We start from the raw sequence: 14,688 nt of genomic DNA, 5'->3' as shown, positions 1-14,688 counted from the left end.
CCTTATCCCTCGCGGCTTAATAGCTGCATCAGCTCGTCCTGCGGCAAATTTTCGATTTCGCTGAGCAAGCGTTCGATTTCGTCCAGCTCCTCCGGCTTGACCTGCGTCTGCGCAATCGACTCGGCCAGCTCGGCAATCGTCGGCGACTGGAAAATAACATCCATCGGGATATCGCCATGAAACGCTTGCCGCAGCCGGGCAACAAGCTGGATCGAAAGCAGCGAATTGCCGCCCAAATCAAAGAAGCTCTGCTGTCTGCCGATGCCCGGAATCCCGAACAGCGTCTCCCAGATCGCCGCAATCTTTTGCTCCGCCTCGGTTTGCGGCGGTTCTTGAGACGATTCGCCATCTAGATAAACCGCATCTGCCCGGCTATTTCGGCTATCCGAAGCAGCGTGGCCCGCGGCGTTCAGCCATCCGTTGCCCGCCGCATCGTGAATGCTTTGCGTGGACACGACGGCTTGGGACAGGCCGCTGGCCGCAATGCGCCGGATCGCCTCCAGTCCTTCCGCTCCGGTAATTCCGAATCGCGCCTGCATTTGCAGCATATGCTCCTTGACGTCCACTGGGAGCTCCGTCTGCTTCCCGACCCAGACGTCGTCCTGCCACATGCCCCAGTTGACGGCGACGGTTCGGCCTCCAGCGGCCGCATGCCACTTGGCGAACGCATCGACAAAATGATGGGATGCGCACTGATCCATCAGTCCGACGCCGCCGGTGAACGAGATCGTGCGCGAGAACACGATCATCAGCTCCAGCGGATGGGAGCGAAGCAGCCATTCCAAGATGAGCAGCCCCAGCGCCTGAGGCGCAACGACCCGTTCGGACCGCTCCCGGTCGCTGAACTGGATCAAGCCCGAGCCGTACGGCTCCTGGGCGAATAGCACGCCGTGAATCGCGCCGAACCGCCGCTCCGCTTGCCGCACAATGTCCCGCAGCCCGGCTTCATCCGTCAGATCGGCGCTGGCGTAGAGCAGAGGCGTTCCATTTTGCTCCAGTGCACGGATGCGTTTGATGATCTTGGCCGTATCGTCCGATTCCCCGCTATGCAGCAAGTCATGCTCCCACTCGCGGACATCCGGGAAAGACGCATCCCCGATCAGCACGAAAGAAACCTTCGCCGTCCGGGCGATTTCCTCGCACAGCCGCAAGCCAATTTCGCTCGTTGCCCCCGTCACCAGATACACGCCTCCGTCGCGGAAGGCGGCGTCCGCAGGACCGGCTTCCGGCAGCTTGACCGCTTCGTAGAGTTGCGTGAAGCGCTGCATCCCCCGGTACGCAACGACAAAGTCCTCTCCCCCGTGCTCGATCTCCTGAAGCAGCTGCCGGATCAAGCGCCCGGAGGAAGCCGAAGCGAGATCGGCCAAGCTCACGTCGACGGCACGCGCCCGAATCTGCGCGTACTCTTGCGGAATGACCCGCAGCGCCCCGAGCAAGGTCGCCCGCTCCGGGCTCCGTACCTGCTCGTTGGCGACCCATTGCAGGCTGCCGGTCAGCGCGATTAGCTCCGTCGGCTTCGCCGCCGCCTGCATGCCGATCGCTTGGGCCAAATGCATCAAGCTGTACAGCCCAAGCTGCTGGGAGCGGGCGTAACGCTGTGCGATAGAGACGGGGACAGCCTCCTCCTCCGATTCTGGTTCGATGACGTTCCATAGGTGGATGACGGCATCCGGGAAGCGCTGTTGTGCCGCCAAAGCATACAGCAGCTCCTCATAGGACCGGCCTTGTGCGGGATGGACCGTAAACACGTCCTCCTCCACTTGCCGGAATCCGCCGCCTTCGAGCACGGCGACAACATCGTGCCCCTTGCTTTTCAAGCCCTCGCTCAAGGCCTCAGCCAGTCCATACCGGTCGTGGAACAGCAGATACGTCCGCTTGTGCGGCGCTGCGGCTCCAGAGGCCGGTCGCTGCGGAGGTAGGAGCGTTTGTTTCCATACCGGAGCGTAGAACCAGTCGGCCATGTCCGCCTGGCGCTCCTGTCCGGCGGCTGCGACCGCATCGGCAGAAGCGGCAGGGGCGACTCGAACCTTTTTCTCCAAATAATAGCGGTAGCGCTCGAACGGATACGTTGGCAAAGGCACCCGGCGGCGCGCTTTCCCCTCATGCCATGCGGCGCAATCGATGTCCGCGCCTGCGGACCACAGCTCGCCCAGCGCCTGAAGGACGCTGGCATACGCGGATTTGCCTGCTGCCGCCGGGGGCAGGGTGTTCACCGCCGACGCCCCGGGTGTCGCGTTCCGGGTGGTTTGCTGCCGGACCAGCGAGGTCAAAGACTGCCCCGGACCGATCTCCAGAAAGGCCGTTCTTCCCGATTCCGACAGCAGGCGGATTCCGTCTGCGAAGCGGACGGTGTCCCGCAAATGCCGGACCCAATACATCGGGTCCGTCGCTTGCCCGGTCGTAATCCACGTTCCCGTCACATTCGAGACGTACGGAAGCTGCGGCGCATGCAGCGCGATACCACGCATGACCCCGGCGAACCGTTCGAGCATCGGCTCCATCATCGCCGAATGGTAAGCGTGCGAGGTCACGAGCCGCTTCGATACGGCGTTCTTGTGGCCGAGCGTCTGCTCCAGCTGTTCGATCGCCTCGAAGGGCCCCGATACCACGCAGGACGTCGGGCCGTTCACGGCGGCTACGGACAGCTCCGGGCACGCAGCGGCCAGCAGCCCCCGTACTTCCGCTTCGGACAGCGCGATCGCCAGCATTGCCCCGCGTTCCATCTCCTGCATCAGACTTCCGCGCGCGGCAACGGCGGTCAGCGCATCGTCTACGGCCAAGACTCCCGCCAAGCAAGCGGCCACATACTCCCCGATGCTGTGGCCGATCATCGCCTGCGGACGAACGCCCCAAGCCTCCAATTGCTTAGCCAAAGCATATTCGAGGACGAACAGCGCAGGCTGCGTCAGAGCGGTTTGGCGCAGCCGGGAAGCCGCTTCCTCCGCTTGGGACGGCGGCGGATACAGCACGTTCCGCAGATCAAGGCCGAGAAGCGGTTGCAGCCGTTCGGCGCACCGGTCCACCTGCTCGCGGTACGCGGGCGTGGATTCGTACAGCTCGGCGCCCATATCGATGTGCTGCGCCCCCTGCCCGGTAAACATAAAGGTCACGCCCAGCGGCGGTTCGCCGCCACCTGCGGACTCTTGAGCGTCCCGGCCGGATGGTGGCAGGTCCGCGAGCTTCGCTATTAATCCGTCCGCGACCATCCCATGATCGCAGCCGACCACCGCGAGCCGCCGGGCGAACGTTTCTCTGCCTGCGGCAAGCGTGTAGGCCACGTCGGATAAGAGAGCGTCCCCGTTCGTTTGCAAATAGCCGATCAACCGCTCCGTCTTCCGGCGCAAGGCCGTATCCGTTTTGGCAGACAAGACGATGACGTTCCAAGCGGCGGCCCCCGTGTCCGTCTCCGGCTCCACATTGGCGAACGTAGCCCCGGCCTCCGGATGCCGTGCCGCTTCCACTAAGGGCGCTTCCTCCAGCACGACGTGTGCATTCGTGCCGCCCATGCCGAACGAGCTTACCCCGGCCCGGCGGGGATACCCGTTCGTGTTCCATTCCCTGAGCCGGTCGATCACGCAGAAAGGACTGTTCGCAAAATCGATTTTCGGATTCGGCTCCGTATAGTGCAGGCTCGGCGGCAGCATTTTATTTTGCAGGCACAGCACCGTTTTGATCAGTCCGGCAATCCCGGCGGCGCTGTCGAGGTGGCCGATGTTCGTTTTGACCGATCCGATGGCGCAGTATTGCTTTCGGCTCGCAGCCTCGCGGTACGCCTCCGTCAAGGCGGCCACTTCGACGGGATCGCCCAGCGCGGTGCCCGTGCCGTGAGCCTCGATATACGTCATCGTCGCCGGGTCGATCTCCGAGACGGCCAGCGCTTCCTTGATGACCTCGGCTTGCCGTGTCACGCTGGGGGCGGTATACCCGACCTTCTGCGCCCCGTCGTTATTGACCGCCGAACCGCGGATCACGGCCAGAATCGTATCCCCGTCCGACACGGCTTCATCCAGCCGCTTCAGCAAGACGGCCCCGGCCCCGTTCCCGACCGCCGTGCCTTGGGACTTGGCGTCGAACGCGCGGCAGCGCCCGTCCGGCGACAGAATCCCCCCTTCCTGATAGTCGAAGCCCGCCGTTTGGTCCGCTTTGACCGACACGCCGCCCGCGATCGCCATATCGCACTCGTATGTGAGCAGCGCCTGACACGCCATATGGACAGCCACCAAGGAGCTGGAGCAGGCCGTTTGCACCGCGACGCTCGGGCCGCTCAGGTTCAACTTGTACGAAACGCGGGTAGCGAGAAAGTCCGGGTAATTGCCGATGCCGATCTGGAACGGTCCGAACGATTCCGCAAGCTCGTCATGGCTCAGCACATGCTGGATATAATCCGACTGCCCGCTGCCCGCGTACACCCCGACCCGCTCGCTGCACCTCGTCGGAGGATATCCCGCCGACTCCAAGGCTTCGTAGGCGCATTCCAGAAACAACCGATGCTGCGGGTCCGTCATCTCCGCTTCCCGCGGCGTCAGCCCAAAGAAGGCGGCGTCGAAGTCGGACGCTCCCTCCAAAATCCCTGCGGCATGAACCCGGTTCTTCTCCGGCTCCTTGAAGGAGGCAATCGATTCCTGCCCATCCCGCAGATTGGCCCAAAATTGCTCCAAATCGCCCGCCCCCGGAAACCTTCCCGCCATCCCGATAATCGCAATTCCCCGCAGTTCCCCATCTTTTGAAATCGCTTCCATAAGCTCTTTACCTCCTCTGCGTTCTAAGCCGTTTCTGCCTTTCTATTTCTTCCTTTCGCTGGGACGTCATACGGTTCGCGCTTTTGCTTCTGCTGCCGCTTCCGGGCACTTCCTCCCGCACAGCCCCCCGGCTCCGGTTCAAGTGACCCGCCAACGCACGAATCGTGGGAAAACGGAACAGATCGACGACGGTCGCGGAATCGTCCAGCGCCTCCCTGATGCGCTGATGAACACGCAGCAGCCGGAAGGAATCTCCACCCAAGTCGAAAAAGTGATCCTGAACGCCCACCCGCGACAAGCCGAGCGTCTCTTTCCAGATCCGCGCCAGCACCTCTTCCGCTTGATTGAGCGGAGCTGCGCTTGATTGAGCGGCCGGCTCTTCGAAGCCGAGCTTGCTTAAAGCGGCCCGGTCTGCTTTGCCGCTCGGCGTCAGCGGCAGCCGGTCGACCACGCGGACGAAATGCGGCACCATAAACGCGGGAAGCCGTTCCTGCAAATAGGCGCGCAGTTCCGCCGTTTGCGGCTTGTCCGTCCCGTCCGCGACCGGGATCGCAAAAGCAACCAGCCGCTTGCCGCTGCCATCGTCATGAACGACGACCACGGCTTGCCGGACTTCCGGGTGCAGACCCAGCACGGTTTCGATCTCTTCCAGCTCGATGCGATGGCCGCGAATTTTGACCTGATGGTCTGCACGCCCGATATATTCCAGACTTCCGTCCGGCAAATAGCGGGCCAAGTCTCCCGTCCGGTACAAGCGGACGGCTCCCGGCACAGGCAGGTCAAGCTCCGCCTCCACGAACCGCTCGGCCGTCAGCCCGGGACGGTTCCAATACCCGCGGGCCAGTCCCGCTCCGCCGATATACATCTCGCCAGCGACGCCGACCGGAACCGGCTTCCGGTTCTCGTCCAGCACATATACCTGCGTATTGGCAATGGGCCGCCCGATATCCGGCGGCAGCCTGCCGCCATCGAACGTTCGATCGGTTGCCCATACTGTGGCTTCCGTCGGACCGTAGGCGTTGATAAAGCGCCGGTTGACGCTCCACGCGGCAGCGAGTTCGGCAGGACAAGGCTCGCCCCCCGAGATCACCGTCTCCAACGTCCGCAAGGCGCCCGCACTGCCCGGGACCTCCGACAGCATAGCAAGCACGGATGCCGGGAGTATAAACACATTGACGGCTTTTTTACCGATAAGCTCGACCAGCGGCTTGCCCGGCAGCATCGCTTCGCGGGTATCGGCCACAAGCGTTCCCCCGCTGCACAGCACGGGGAAAATTTCCACCACGGAAGCGTCGAAGCTGCACGACGAAAACTGCAAGATCCTCGTACGGCCGGATAGCCCCAGCCTGTCCTTCGTCGCATGAATGAGGTTGCCGAGTCCCCGGTGCTCGATCATGACCCCCTTCGGCTGCCCGGTGGAGCCGGAGGTATAGATGATATAAGCGAGATCGCCCTCCCCGGGGAAGGGCCAATGAACGTCCCTCAGCTCTTCAACCGCACCTCCCTGCGCTTCCTTCGGCTCAACAAGAATGACCTCGCCTCTCCAACCTGCGACGGTTTGTCCGATCCCCCCTTTTGTCATAAGGAATGGAGCCTGTGAATCGTTCAACATATAAGCGATGCGTTCCGCCGGATAATCCGGATCAATCGGCAAATACGCTCCGCCTGCGCGGAGAACCGCGATCATTGCAGCGATAAGCTCCGGCCCCTTGGGCAGCATCACCGCGACGACGCTTTCCGCCGCCACGCCCCGGCTCCGCAAGCCGTGCGCCAGCCGACGCGTCCATTGCTCCAGCTCGCGATACGTCAGCCGTTCGTCCCCGAACTCGACGGCGACCGCATCGGGCGTCCGCCGGACCTGCCCGGCGAACAGCTCCGCAAACGTGCGCTGCGTTCCGAAATCCCGCTCCGTCCGGTTGAAATCGGTCAAAATCCGCCTGGCCTCGGCTTCCGATAGAAGGCACAGGTCTGCCACCGTGCGCTCCGGATGGGACAGCGCATCGTCCAGCAGGTTCATGTACCGCTCGCCATGCGCCGCAATTTCGTCTTCGCCGAACAGCGCCCGCTGGTATTCGAAATCCAGCCGGTACAACCCGGAATTCGTATGGTCCTTAACGTGAAAATGCAATTCATCCGCGATCGAGCCGCTGAAATGAATTTCGCTTGCAACGCCGATCTCGTCATCCTTGCGGAAATTCATCACTTGAAACTCTGTCCCGATATGGTACAACGGCCCCGTAATCGGATGACGCTCCCTCGTTCGGGCCACGAGTTGGTTGTAGGGGTATTTCTGGTGGCGCAGCATGCGCGTATAGGCTTTGGCAAAGGCTTGGCAATGCGATGTAAAAGCATGCTGCGGATCGACTTCGTAGCGAAAAGCAGCCACACCCGCGAACATGCCGAAGGTGTGTTTGTCCCGGGGGCTCGTCCGGTTCCCGGTTATACTGGCGAGCACGATGTCCCTTTGGCCCGTCATCCGGTACAAATAGGCGTAGAAGAGAGCAAGAAAGAAAACCGAAGGGTTGACCCCGGCCTCCCGGCAGAAGGCATCGACGCGCTCCCTCCTGCTGCCGTCGATCGCGAACCCGTAGCGGCCGCTTTCCAGGCTTCCCGTCGGATTTCCGGTCCGGGCCAAAGAAAGCGGTTCCGGCAACGTCCGGAACTTTTCGTCCCAATATTGGCGGTCTTGCGCATACCGGTCCGATTCCAGATAGGCGTGCTCCCGGTCGATCGCTTCGAGATAGGAGGGCTTCTTTTGAAAATCCCGTGCCTGCCCTCGGGCCAAGCACAAATAAAGGTCTGCGATGTCGGCCCCGGCCTGCACGAGGGCGGTACCGTCTCCAAGGATATGATGACATTTGAGATACAACCATAATTCGGTGTCGGAAAGGCGGAGGAGAGCAAAATCATAGAGCCGGGAAGCTTCAAGCGGGTAAGGCTGTCTGGTTGCAGCGTCGATCCACAAGCGAGCCGCCTGGTCGGGTGCCTGCTCGTTGCAGAAATCTAGCAGCGAGATATCTGGAGGTTCTTCCGGGCTGATATACTGTCGGGGCATGCCGGGATCGTCCGAGGCTGAGGTTGTGATTGAGAGCCGGATGGAGTCATTTTCCAACATGAATTGAACGATGGCTTTCTTCAGCAACTCGGGAGACACGTGCGTCAAAAATTGAACGGTCAAACCAAAGTTCATGAAACCGGAATCGGGATGCATCTTTTGCATGAACCAGATCCGCTTCTGCGCTTGCGTCAGCGGAAACGTTCCTGAAGGCATTGCGTTCATTCCTCATCCTCCCTGTCTTCATTACCTCCATGTAATCAGATGTTCGATATCATTGTAGCATGATTGGAATTTGTTTGCTATAAATACCTAATATTGAATTTAAACCATATTAATGAATTATCATCCTTCGAATTAGAAATGGAAAAAAGGCCTACCAACGTATGGCGGCCTATCCCTTTTACATCAACTTATTTTCGATTGCTTCACCGTACTAATGTTTAACCCGATACAATAATTAGTGCATCTTCTCAAGGCAATGCCCTATGACATCGGAGAGGTCCTGCGTATCCACCTTGGAGCGAATGGAAGCTTGCATGACCAAAGACTTGTCCACCCTCGACCAGTCCAGCTGATAACCGGCATTCACGGCGAGCTGACGGATAAATTCCCTCTGCGCACGGCCGTTGCCTTCCCGGAACGGATGCAGGACATTGATCTCGGCCATATAATGACTCACGCGCTTTGCAAAGTCCGCCATTGGCAAGTCTTTTAGGAATTTCTCCTTGGCAAGGTCGCGGAACAAATCAGCCGCAGACGATTCCAAAAACTGTGTAGGCGCAAACCGGAAAGTATCTTTCGCAATATCTTCTGCCCGGAGCTTACCGGCAAACGGATATACGTCTTGGAAAATATGATGATGGATGCTTTTTAAATGCGTCAAGTCAAAATTTCCAGGGGTTGGCGTTAGAATCAACTGAGCTAACCGGTTAGCGGTCACAATGCTTTCGAAAACCTTCAATTGCTCCTCGTCACGAATTCCGGCATAATTAATCAACACATCGGTGCCGGGATAGCAATATTTGGATTGAACAAAATCATTCACGGGTCGCGATCTCAAGGGCCGCCTTCAAGAAGTCAGCTTGAGAAATCTCCCCCCCTAGTCGCTTCTGGACTAATTTCTGACCCTCTTCCGGCAACACAAGCCCTTCGATAGCCAGACTAGCCTGCGCTTGGCGCATCGCTGCATTCATGTCTTTATCCGATTCAGTTGCTTCCGGATCATAATTAAGAGCCACCTCGCGCTGAAGCTCTTGCTGTTCCAGTTGATTCAGGCGATGGAACATCGACTCAAACAGCTCATAACTAAGGATGACCGTATCTACATTCCCATTTTCCGTAATATACTGAGGCACTGATTTGGCTTTTTTCCGCACTTCACCGAATTTTTTTGACGCTTCCGAAGAAGAAATCAACTGGTCAACATGGAATGTCGGCTTAAACATGGACGTATCCATCTAAGTCATTCTCCTTTGCCAAGAATATCACCGTATTTACTTATCATACCATAAAGCTCCGTATAAACATACGGAACATTTTACGGACACACTTTTGGCCTCTCGTCTCTATACGCTAGCTTCCTCCTTCGTTTTACATAAACGATAAAACATTAGAGTAAATGATAGCAAGGATAGGAACATCATCCTTTATAGGACAATCATCCACCCTTTATTTTAACAATCCACGCAAGGTCATCCCGTCCTTTAAGCCTTGGGTATAAACATGAGTTTCAATAACTGCTTGAAGCGAGAGCAACGTCTCTTCATACTGCAACATGGTTTGTTGAAGATCGTTCGGCAAGTATTTTTGTATTTGTATAAAGTGCTGGGTACATTGATTTGAAAGCAATTTGTAGGTTGTATTGGTTGCCATAAGATTTTCCGTAATTTCATCTACACGATGACCAATGAATTGTTGAAGGGAATTTCCTATTGAATTGACCATATTATCCTCCTTTAAATCACGCAATTAACCTTATAAGGTTATTATATAACTCTATAATGATAATGTAAAGTTATTTTTTTACTCTACAAGGTTAAATAATGTTATTGTAATTGTAGATAATACATGCTCAGAGTAATATAGTAACCATAGGGGGCAAACGAAATGTTGAAATGCAACTTGAGAAAGCTCATGGCGGAACATCGAATCGATGATATATCGGATTTAATGAGGTTATCGGGAATTAGTCGAAATTCGATCAATAAGTTATATCGGGAAACGAATATCGAGACGACAAAGCTGGAAACGTTATTCAAGCTATGCGATACCTTCCAATGCACCTTGTCCGAATTAATTGAATATGAACCTGAAGACAAAAAAGAAGCGTAAAAAAGGAGCTTCCCGGATAACAGCGGAGAAGCTCCAGACCTAGGGAGTTATACGTTGCATGACGTAAAATGCCGTGATAAAATAAAGACAACGTCAATGTTGTTTCGAAGCTAGCTGTATAAGCAAATCCAGTTTATCCGTATACTAAAAAGAGCCTTCACCGCTGCGAACGGTAAAGACTCTTAGGACCTGAAAGGCTGTGGATCACCACGGCGCGCCAAAACAAAATTTTAGTTCAGCAAAACCCACCGTAGGCGCTCAACCTATTACGCGGTGGGTTTTCGCTTGTTACGAAACTTACGACGTGTCCAGCGATAGAGCTTACGGATTCCAAACACAAGGCTTAGAACCGTCGCGATCCAACGCAGCACATCATAAAGCGCCACAAGGTTGACCATCGGCGTCACCCCCTTTCGGGAGGCTGCGCCGTGGTCCGAAAACATCCACCACTATTCATAGTCCATAGAGACGATTATAACATGCTCCCCCCTGTTCCTCTACAAAACTTTCAAGGATCTTCCACACGAAGCGGAAAGTAAAACCAGGAGCTTCCCGGATAACAACCGAGAAGCTCCTTTGCGTATCAGTGCAAACCCCTTCCTTCCAGCGTCTTATCCTACTTTTACCTGCGATCAAATTTCCTCCAGCGCGATCGTCTGATACGCTTTGAAAAAGGAATCACAGAACGTATCCCATTCTTCAGCAGCTTCAAGCGATGCGTCACTGACCTCCCCGCATACCGGACGCTGAAGCAGATCAGTCAGCTGCTCAGTGAATCGATTCATCGTTTCCTTAGATGCGCCTGCCAGCACGTTCTCGACGAAATCTGCCGGCGGATACCAATCTGCAACTCTCTGAATATCGCGGTAGATTTGGGTCAGCAGTAAATTGCGCGGACCTTCCCACTGCTCATTGACAACGATATCGCGGAAAATTCGCGGCAGTGAGGAGAATTCCTCCATGACCCCATGGCCGCCAAAAACGGAGATGGCCTCCCGCAGAACCTCCGCCCCTTCGCTCGTCGTACAGATTTTTTGCAGTAGAATAAGCTCTCTCAAATTAAAGAGCTGCTTTCGCAGTTCAAGCGGCTGATCGACTGGAATGCCCGCGTTGAGAGGCTGATCCAGACGCAGGAATAGGTCATAGATCTTAAAAGCGCCTGTTGTCGTGCGCTGTGCGGCGTTTTCAATCCGCTTTAAGGTTCTGGCTGATAGCGGGTAATCTTTCACCCTTTTTCCAAAAACAGTGCGAAAATCGCCATAAAGGTTTGCTTCCCGGGCAGCACGCAGCATGAAAGCCGCGCAGGCAATGCCAATTTCAAGGCGCGATAAAGTCAGGACAATTCCAACGGCAACTGCGACTCCTTTCCCAGCAGGACCGACCTGATAAGCCTGTGCCCCGTCATACTGAATTTCTCCTGTCGGCAGCTCTGCCGTTCCCATTTTCCATTTGATTCGATTAATTTCATAGCCATTGCGCTTTTCCTTTTCTTTATCCCCTGGCAGCCATGATGGCACAATAAAGGTCGAAACGGTATCGGTACCGGAAATTTTCGCCGTGACAACAGAGTAGTCCGCATGGGCTACCGAACAGAAAAATTTATTCCCGTATAAGCGATAGTTTTTGCCATCCGGCACGGCTTCCAGCACATTGGCCGGCAAATCGGACCCACCTTGAATCTCGGTCATGAATTGGGCTCCGATTGCGAAATCCCCATTTCTTCCCTCTTTCGTATGCTGCAAGATTTCCCGCAGCTCCGGATGATCTTCATTCGGATACTGTTCAAGGAGCGCGATTAATCCCAGCGTGCATGTCAGCGGGCAGGTCACGCCAGCTTCTCCAAGCTGATGAATAAGCATGCGCTTCGCAAAGCTTTCCCAAGCCTGCATGCTGCTCGAAAAAAGACCTTCGCCGAACACTTCTTTTTCAAGCTGCAGGGTTTCCATGGGCCGGACGACGCGGTCAATCCGATGGTTAAAAGCGTCATAGTGCAGCATATATGGGCGGACTTCAGGTCTCGCTGCCCTCTCGGCAAGGAGGTTCCATTGAGACGAAACAGCCGGAGAAAAATTCAGCAGCTCATGATGGATCTGTTCATAGTGGGGGCCTGCAAATGTGTTTAGGGCTTTTTGCAAAAAAGGATCATCCTTATACCAATCCAGATGACTGCGCCGATCCAAAAACTCATCAAATGTGTATGAATTCCTTCCTCTCGTCTGCTGGTTCTGGAAAGTGACGTTCATGGAAAATCACTCCTTTTTTGATTGACAAAATGTAATTTCCAGAATTATTATAAAATTCAGGTAACGTTAACGTCAACTAGGGAGATATAACAAATAGCTGCGGGAAGACATTTTGACTTATAGAAAAGTACGAAAACAGCCAGACCAAGACAGCTGAGCATCATTGATTCTTAAAGGGGCTGAGCAAAGTGGGGGCAACGATTCATGGTGTATTGGAAAGGAACGCAAGAAAGTTTCCTGGCAAGGACGCCTTTATTACGGCTTCGAACCGGCTTACCTACGGAGACATGAACAGAATCGCCAACAGGTTGGCAAGGTATTTGCAGGATGAAGGCGTCCAACGCGGCGACCGGATTGCTGTGATGTCGCGAAATCATGAGCATTTCTTTTATGCTTTTTTCGCATGCATGAAAATCGGTGCTATTCCGATGCCGATGAATATCCGTTTGACCCCCGGGGAATTAAGGGCTATTTTTCAAAATTCGAATGCAGTTGGAGTCCTGTATGAAAATGAGCTGTCCGACACGGTTGCAGCGCTAAAAGCTGGCGGCAGCTTGAAGCACTGCTTTTCCATTCAGGAAAGCGCAGAAGCATCCGTAATCTTTTCAGGTGAGAATCTGAATATGCCAATGGATTCGCGGGATGTTTGCGAAATTCTTTTCACTTCAGGTACAACCGGCACGCCCAAAGGGGTCGTGTTTAACCACGAACGCATCCTCGCGATTGCTGCGGCAGTTTCCGCTAATTTCGGCCTTTCCCATAAAGATTCCATGCTCACGCTGATGCCGCTCTCCCACTCAGCACCTTTAAATACATTTTTCATGAGTGGTTTTTACTGTGGAGCTTCACATGTTATTGGGGATTTTACGCCAAAAGGATTCCTGAACTGGATACACCGGGAAAAGACGACCTTCTCTTTTGCTGCACCAGTTGCTTATTTGCTTGCAGCCAAGGATGCTGACCTATCCTCTTATGACTTATCTAGTATGCGCGTATTCGCTTACGGTGGCGGACCGCTTGCACTCGCCTCCTATCATCAAGTTAAAAAAGCATTCCGGAATGAAAACTTCTATCAGGTTTATGGGCTGACAGAAGCAGGACCGAATGGCATCCTCTTATATCCTGAGGAACATCTGGAGAAAGCCGGAAGCATCGGCAAGCACCCTACCGTTAATATGGAAATCAGGGTCGTTCGTCCTGATGGCACCGATAGCGCTCCACATGAATATGGCGAAATCGTATTAACCGGCGACAGCCTCATGCTTGAATATGACAATAACCCGGAGGAAACGAACGCGGCCATCAAGGAAGGCTGGCTGTACACAGGCGACATTGCCTATCGCGATGAAGATGGCTATATTTACATCGTAGACCGCAAAAAGGATGTCATCATTTCCGGTGGTGTGAACATTTATCCGCGTGAGGTCGAAGAAGTCCTCGCCAAGCATGATGCCGTTTTGGAATCCTGTGTCGTGGGTGTTCCTCATGAAGAGTGGGGCGAAACCGTCAAAGCGGTGCTTGTGCTCAAGGAAAATGTTACTGAGGAAGAACTGCGTGCGTTTGCCGCTGAACATCTGGCTACGTTTAAATGTCCGCGTATTTACTCCTTCGTAGATGAACTGCCAAGGAATGCGAGCGGGAAGATTTTGAAGCAGCAGGTGAAACGTGATTGCTCGCTGTCGCGGAGCTGGCGATGATCGGCTCGCACGTAAGGAAGCTGCGGTAATACGTAAACCCCCTGCCTATCGAAGCAATGGCAGGCCACGCTTTGATGAGCAGGGGTATAGCATTTCCAGCTACCAGCGCAGCGGCGCCTCGTCCTTCCAGATGATCCATCTGGACATCTCCTGGATCGGTGCAGTGCCGATCGTGTACGCATCCTTTTCTCCGCTCTGCAAATCAATGAAATGCAGCATGCCGCCGTACGTTCCCACGGCAAGCAGCGCTTCATCAGCCGACACGGCAAGACCGGTAATCGTACTGCCGACAAAATAGCGCCAAATCTCCTCACCTTCGCTGTTAATAAGGCGCAGGTAGCCGTAAGCGTCGCCGAGAATTTGGCCATTCGATACTGGAGCCGCGGCGTATACCCGCATTTCTTCATTCATGCTGGGCCATTCCTTGTCAACTGTATTGTCTGTCAGCTCGGCGATTGGGACTTTAATCGTCTCCCCATTATAGAAATGGCAGGCATTGAACCAGACCTCCCGGCTATCCAGAGAGAAGGTACTATAATGCGGTTGAGCCTCCAACACGGCTAAAGCCGTGGGATTCTTAGCTAGTTAACGCACGCAGGCCATTTCTGTTTTGTGCAGAC

At 55.1% G+C, this 14,688-nt stretch carries 10 protein-coding genes; 2 read left to right on the top strand and 8 right to left on the bottom strand.

Annotation, left to right across the window (positions count from 1 at the left end):
- Positions 1 to 2 precede the first annotated feature (2 nt).
- The 5 genes from NLX71_RS22855 to NLX71_RS22835 form a co-directional block, all read right to left on the bottom strand.
- The gene (locus tag NLX71_RS22855; protein ID WP_254366080.1) at positions 3 to 4,739 is read right to left on the bottom strand and encodes a type I polyketide synthase; all 4,737 of its coding nucleotides are present in this window, start codon (positions 4,737 to 4,739) and stop codon (positions 3 to 5) included.
- A gap of 7 nt (positions 4,740 to 4,746) precedes the next feature.
- The gene (locus tag NLX71_RS22850; RefSeq protein ID WP_254366079.1) at positions 4,747 to 8,019 is read right to left on the bottom strand and encodes a non-ribosomal peptide synthetase; all 3,273 of its coding nucleotides are present in this window, start codon (positions 8,017 to 8,019) and stop codon (positions 4,747 to 4,749) included.
- Between the two features lie 235 nt (positions 8,020 to 8,254).
- Positions 8,255 to 8,842, bottom strand: coding sequence for a Fic/DOC family protein (locus NLX71_RS22845; protein ID WP_254366078.1), 588 nt, complete (start codon positions 8,840 to 8,842; stop codon positions 8,255 to 8,257).
- Positions 8,835 to 9,254, bottom strand: a complete 420-nt coding sequence (locus tag NLX71_RS22840; RefSeq protein ID WP_254366077.1) for a type II toxin-antitoxin system Phd/YefM family antitoxin — start codon at positions 9,252 to 9,254, stop codon at positions 8,835 to 8,837. The genes NLX71_RS22845 and NLX71_RS22840 overlap by 8 nt, the downstream gene beginning before the upstream one ends.
- 211 nt (positions 9,255 to 9,465) lie before the next feature.
- On the bottom strand, positions 9,466 to 9,741 hold the full coding sequence (locus tag NLX71_RS22835; RefSeq protein ID WP_254366075.1) for a hypothetical protein: 276 nt from the start codon (positions 9,739 to 9,741) through the stop codon (positions 9,466 to 9,468).
- Between the two features lie 162 nt (positions 9,742 to 9,903).
- On the opposite strand from NLX71_RS22835, the gene NLX71_RS22830 reads away from it, so the two are divergent.
- Positions 9,904 to 10,128 carry a helix-turn-helix domain-containing protein gene (locus tag NLX71_RS22830; protein ID WP_010496660.1) on the top strand — a complete coding sequence of 75 codons (225 nt, stop codon included), beginning with the start codon at positions 9,904 to 9,906 and terminating at the stop codon, positions 10,126 to 10,128.
- Positions 10,129 to 10,394: 266 nt separating this feature from the next.
- On the opposite strand, the gene NLX71_RS26700 is transcribed toward NLX71_RS22830, so the two are convergent.
- Together NLX71_RS26700 and NLX71_RS22825 are read right to left on the bottom strand one after the other, a co-directional pair.
- The gene (locus tag NLX71_RS26700; RefSeq protein WP_302058402.1) at positions 10,395 to 10,526 is read right to left on the bottom strand and encodes a hypothetical protein; all 132 of its coding nucleotides are present in this window, start codon (positions 10,524 to 10,526) and stop codon (positions 10,395 to 10,397) included.
- Between the two features lie 234 nt (positions 10,527 to 10,760).
- Positions 10,761 to 12,371: an acyl-CoA dehydrogenase family protein gene (locus NLX71_RS22825; RefSeq protein ID WP_254366074.1), complete on the bottom strand. Its 1,611-nt coding sequence runs from the start codon at positions 12,369 to 12,371 to the stop codon at positions 10,761 to 10,763.
- A gap of 188 nt (positions 12,372 to 12,559) precedes the next feature.
- On the opposite strand from NLX71_RS22825, the gene NLX71_RS22820 reads away from it, so the two are divergent.
- Positions 12,560 to 14,068 (top strand): class I adenylate-forming enzyme family protein, encoded by a 1,509-nt coding sequence (locus tag NLX71_RS22820; protein ID WP_254366073.1) that lies wholly within the window; start codon positions 12,560 to 12,562, stop codon positions 14,066 to 14,068.
- Positions 14,069 to 14,167: 99 nt separating this feature from the next.
- On the opposite strand, the gene NLX71_RS22815 is transcribed toward NLX71_RS22820, so the two are convergent.
- Positions 14,168 to 14,479, bottom strand: a complete 312-nt coding sequence (locus NLX71_RS22815) for a PQQ-binding-like beta-propeller repeat protein (protein WP_254366072.1) — start codon at positions 14,477 to 14,479, stop codon at positions 14,168 to 14,170.
- Positions 14,480 to 14,688: the final 209 nt, after the last annotated feature.

Origin of the sequence: Paenibacillus sp. MZ04-78.2, assembly GCF_024213375.1 — a bacterium.
GTDB lineage: Bacteria > Bacillota > Bacilli > Paenibacillales > NBRC-103111 > Paenibacillus_G.
The sequence above is the reverse complement of the archived record's forward strand: the minus strand, read 5'-3'. Positions and strand labels throughout refer to the sequence as shown.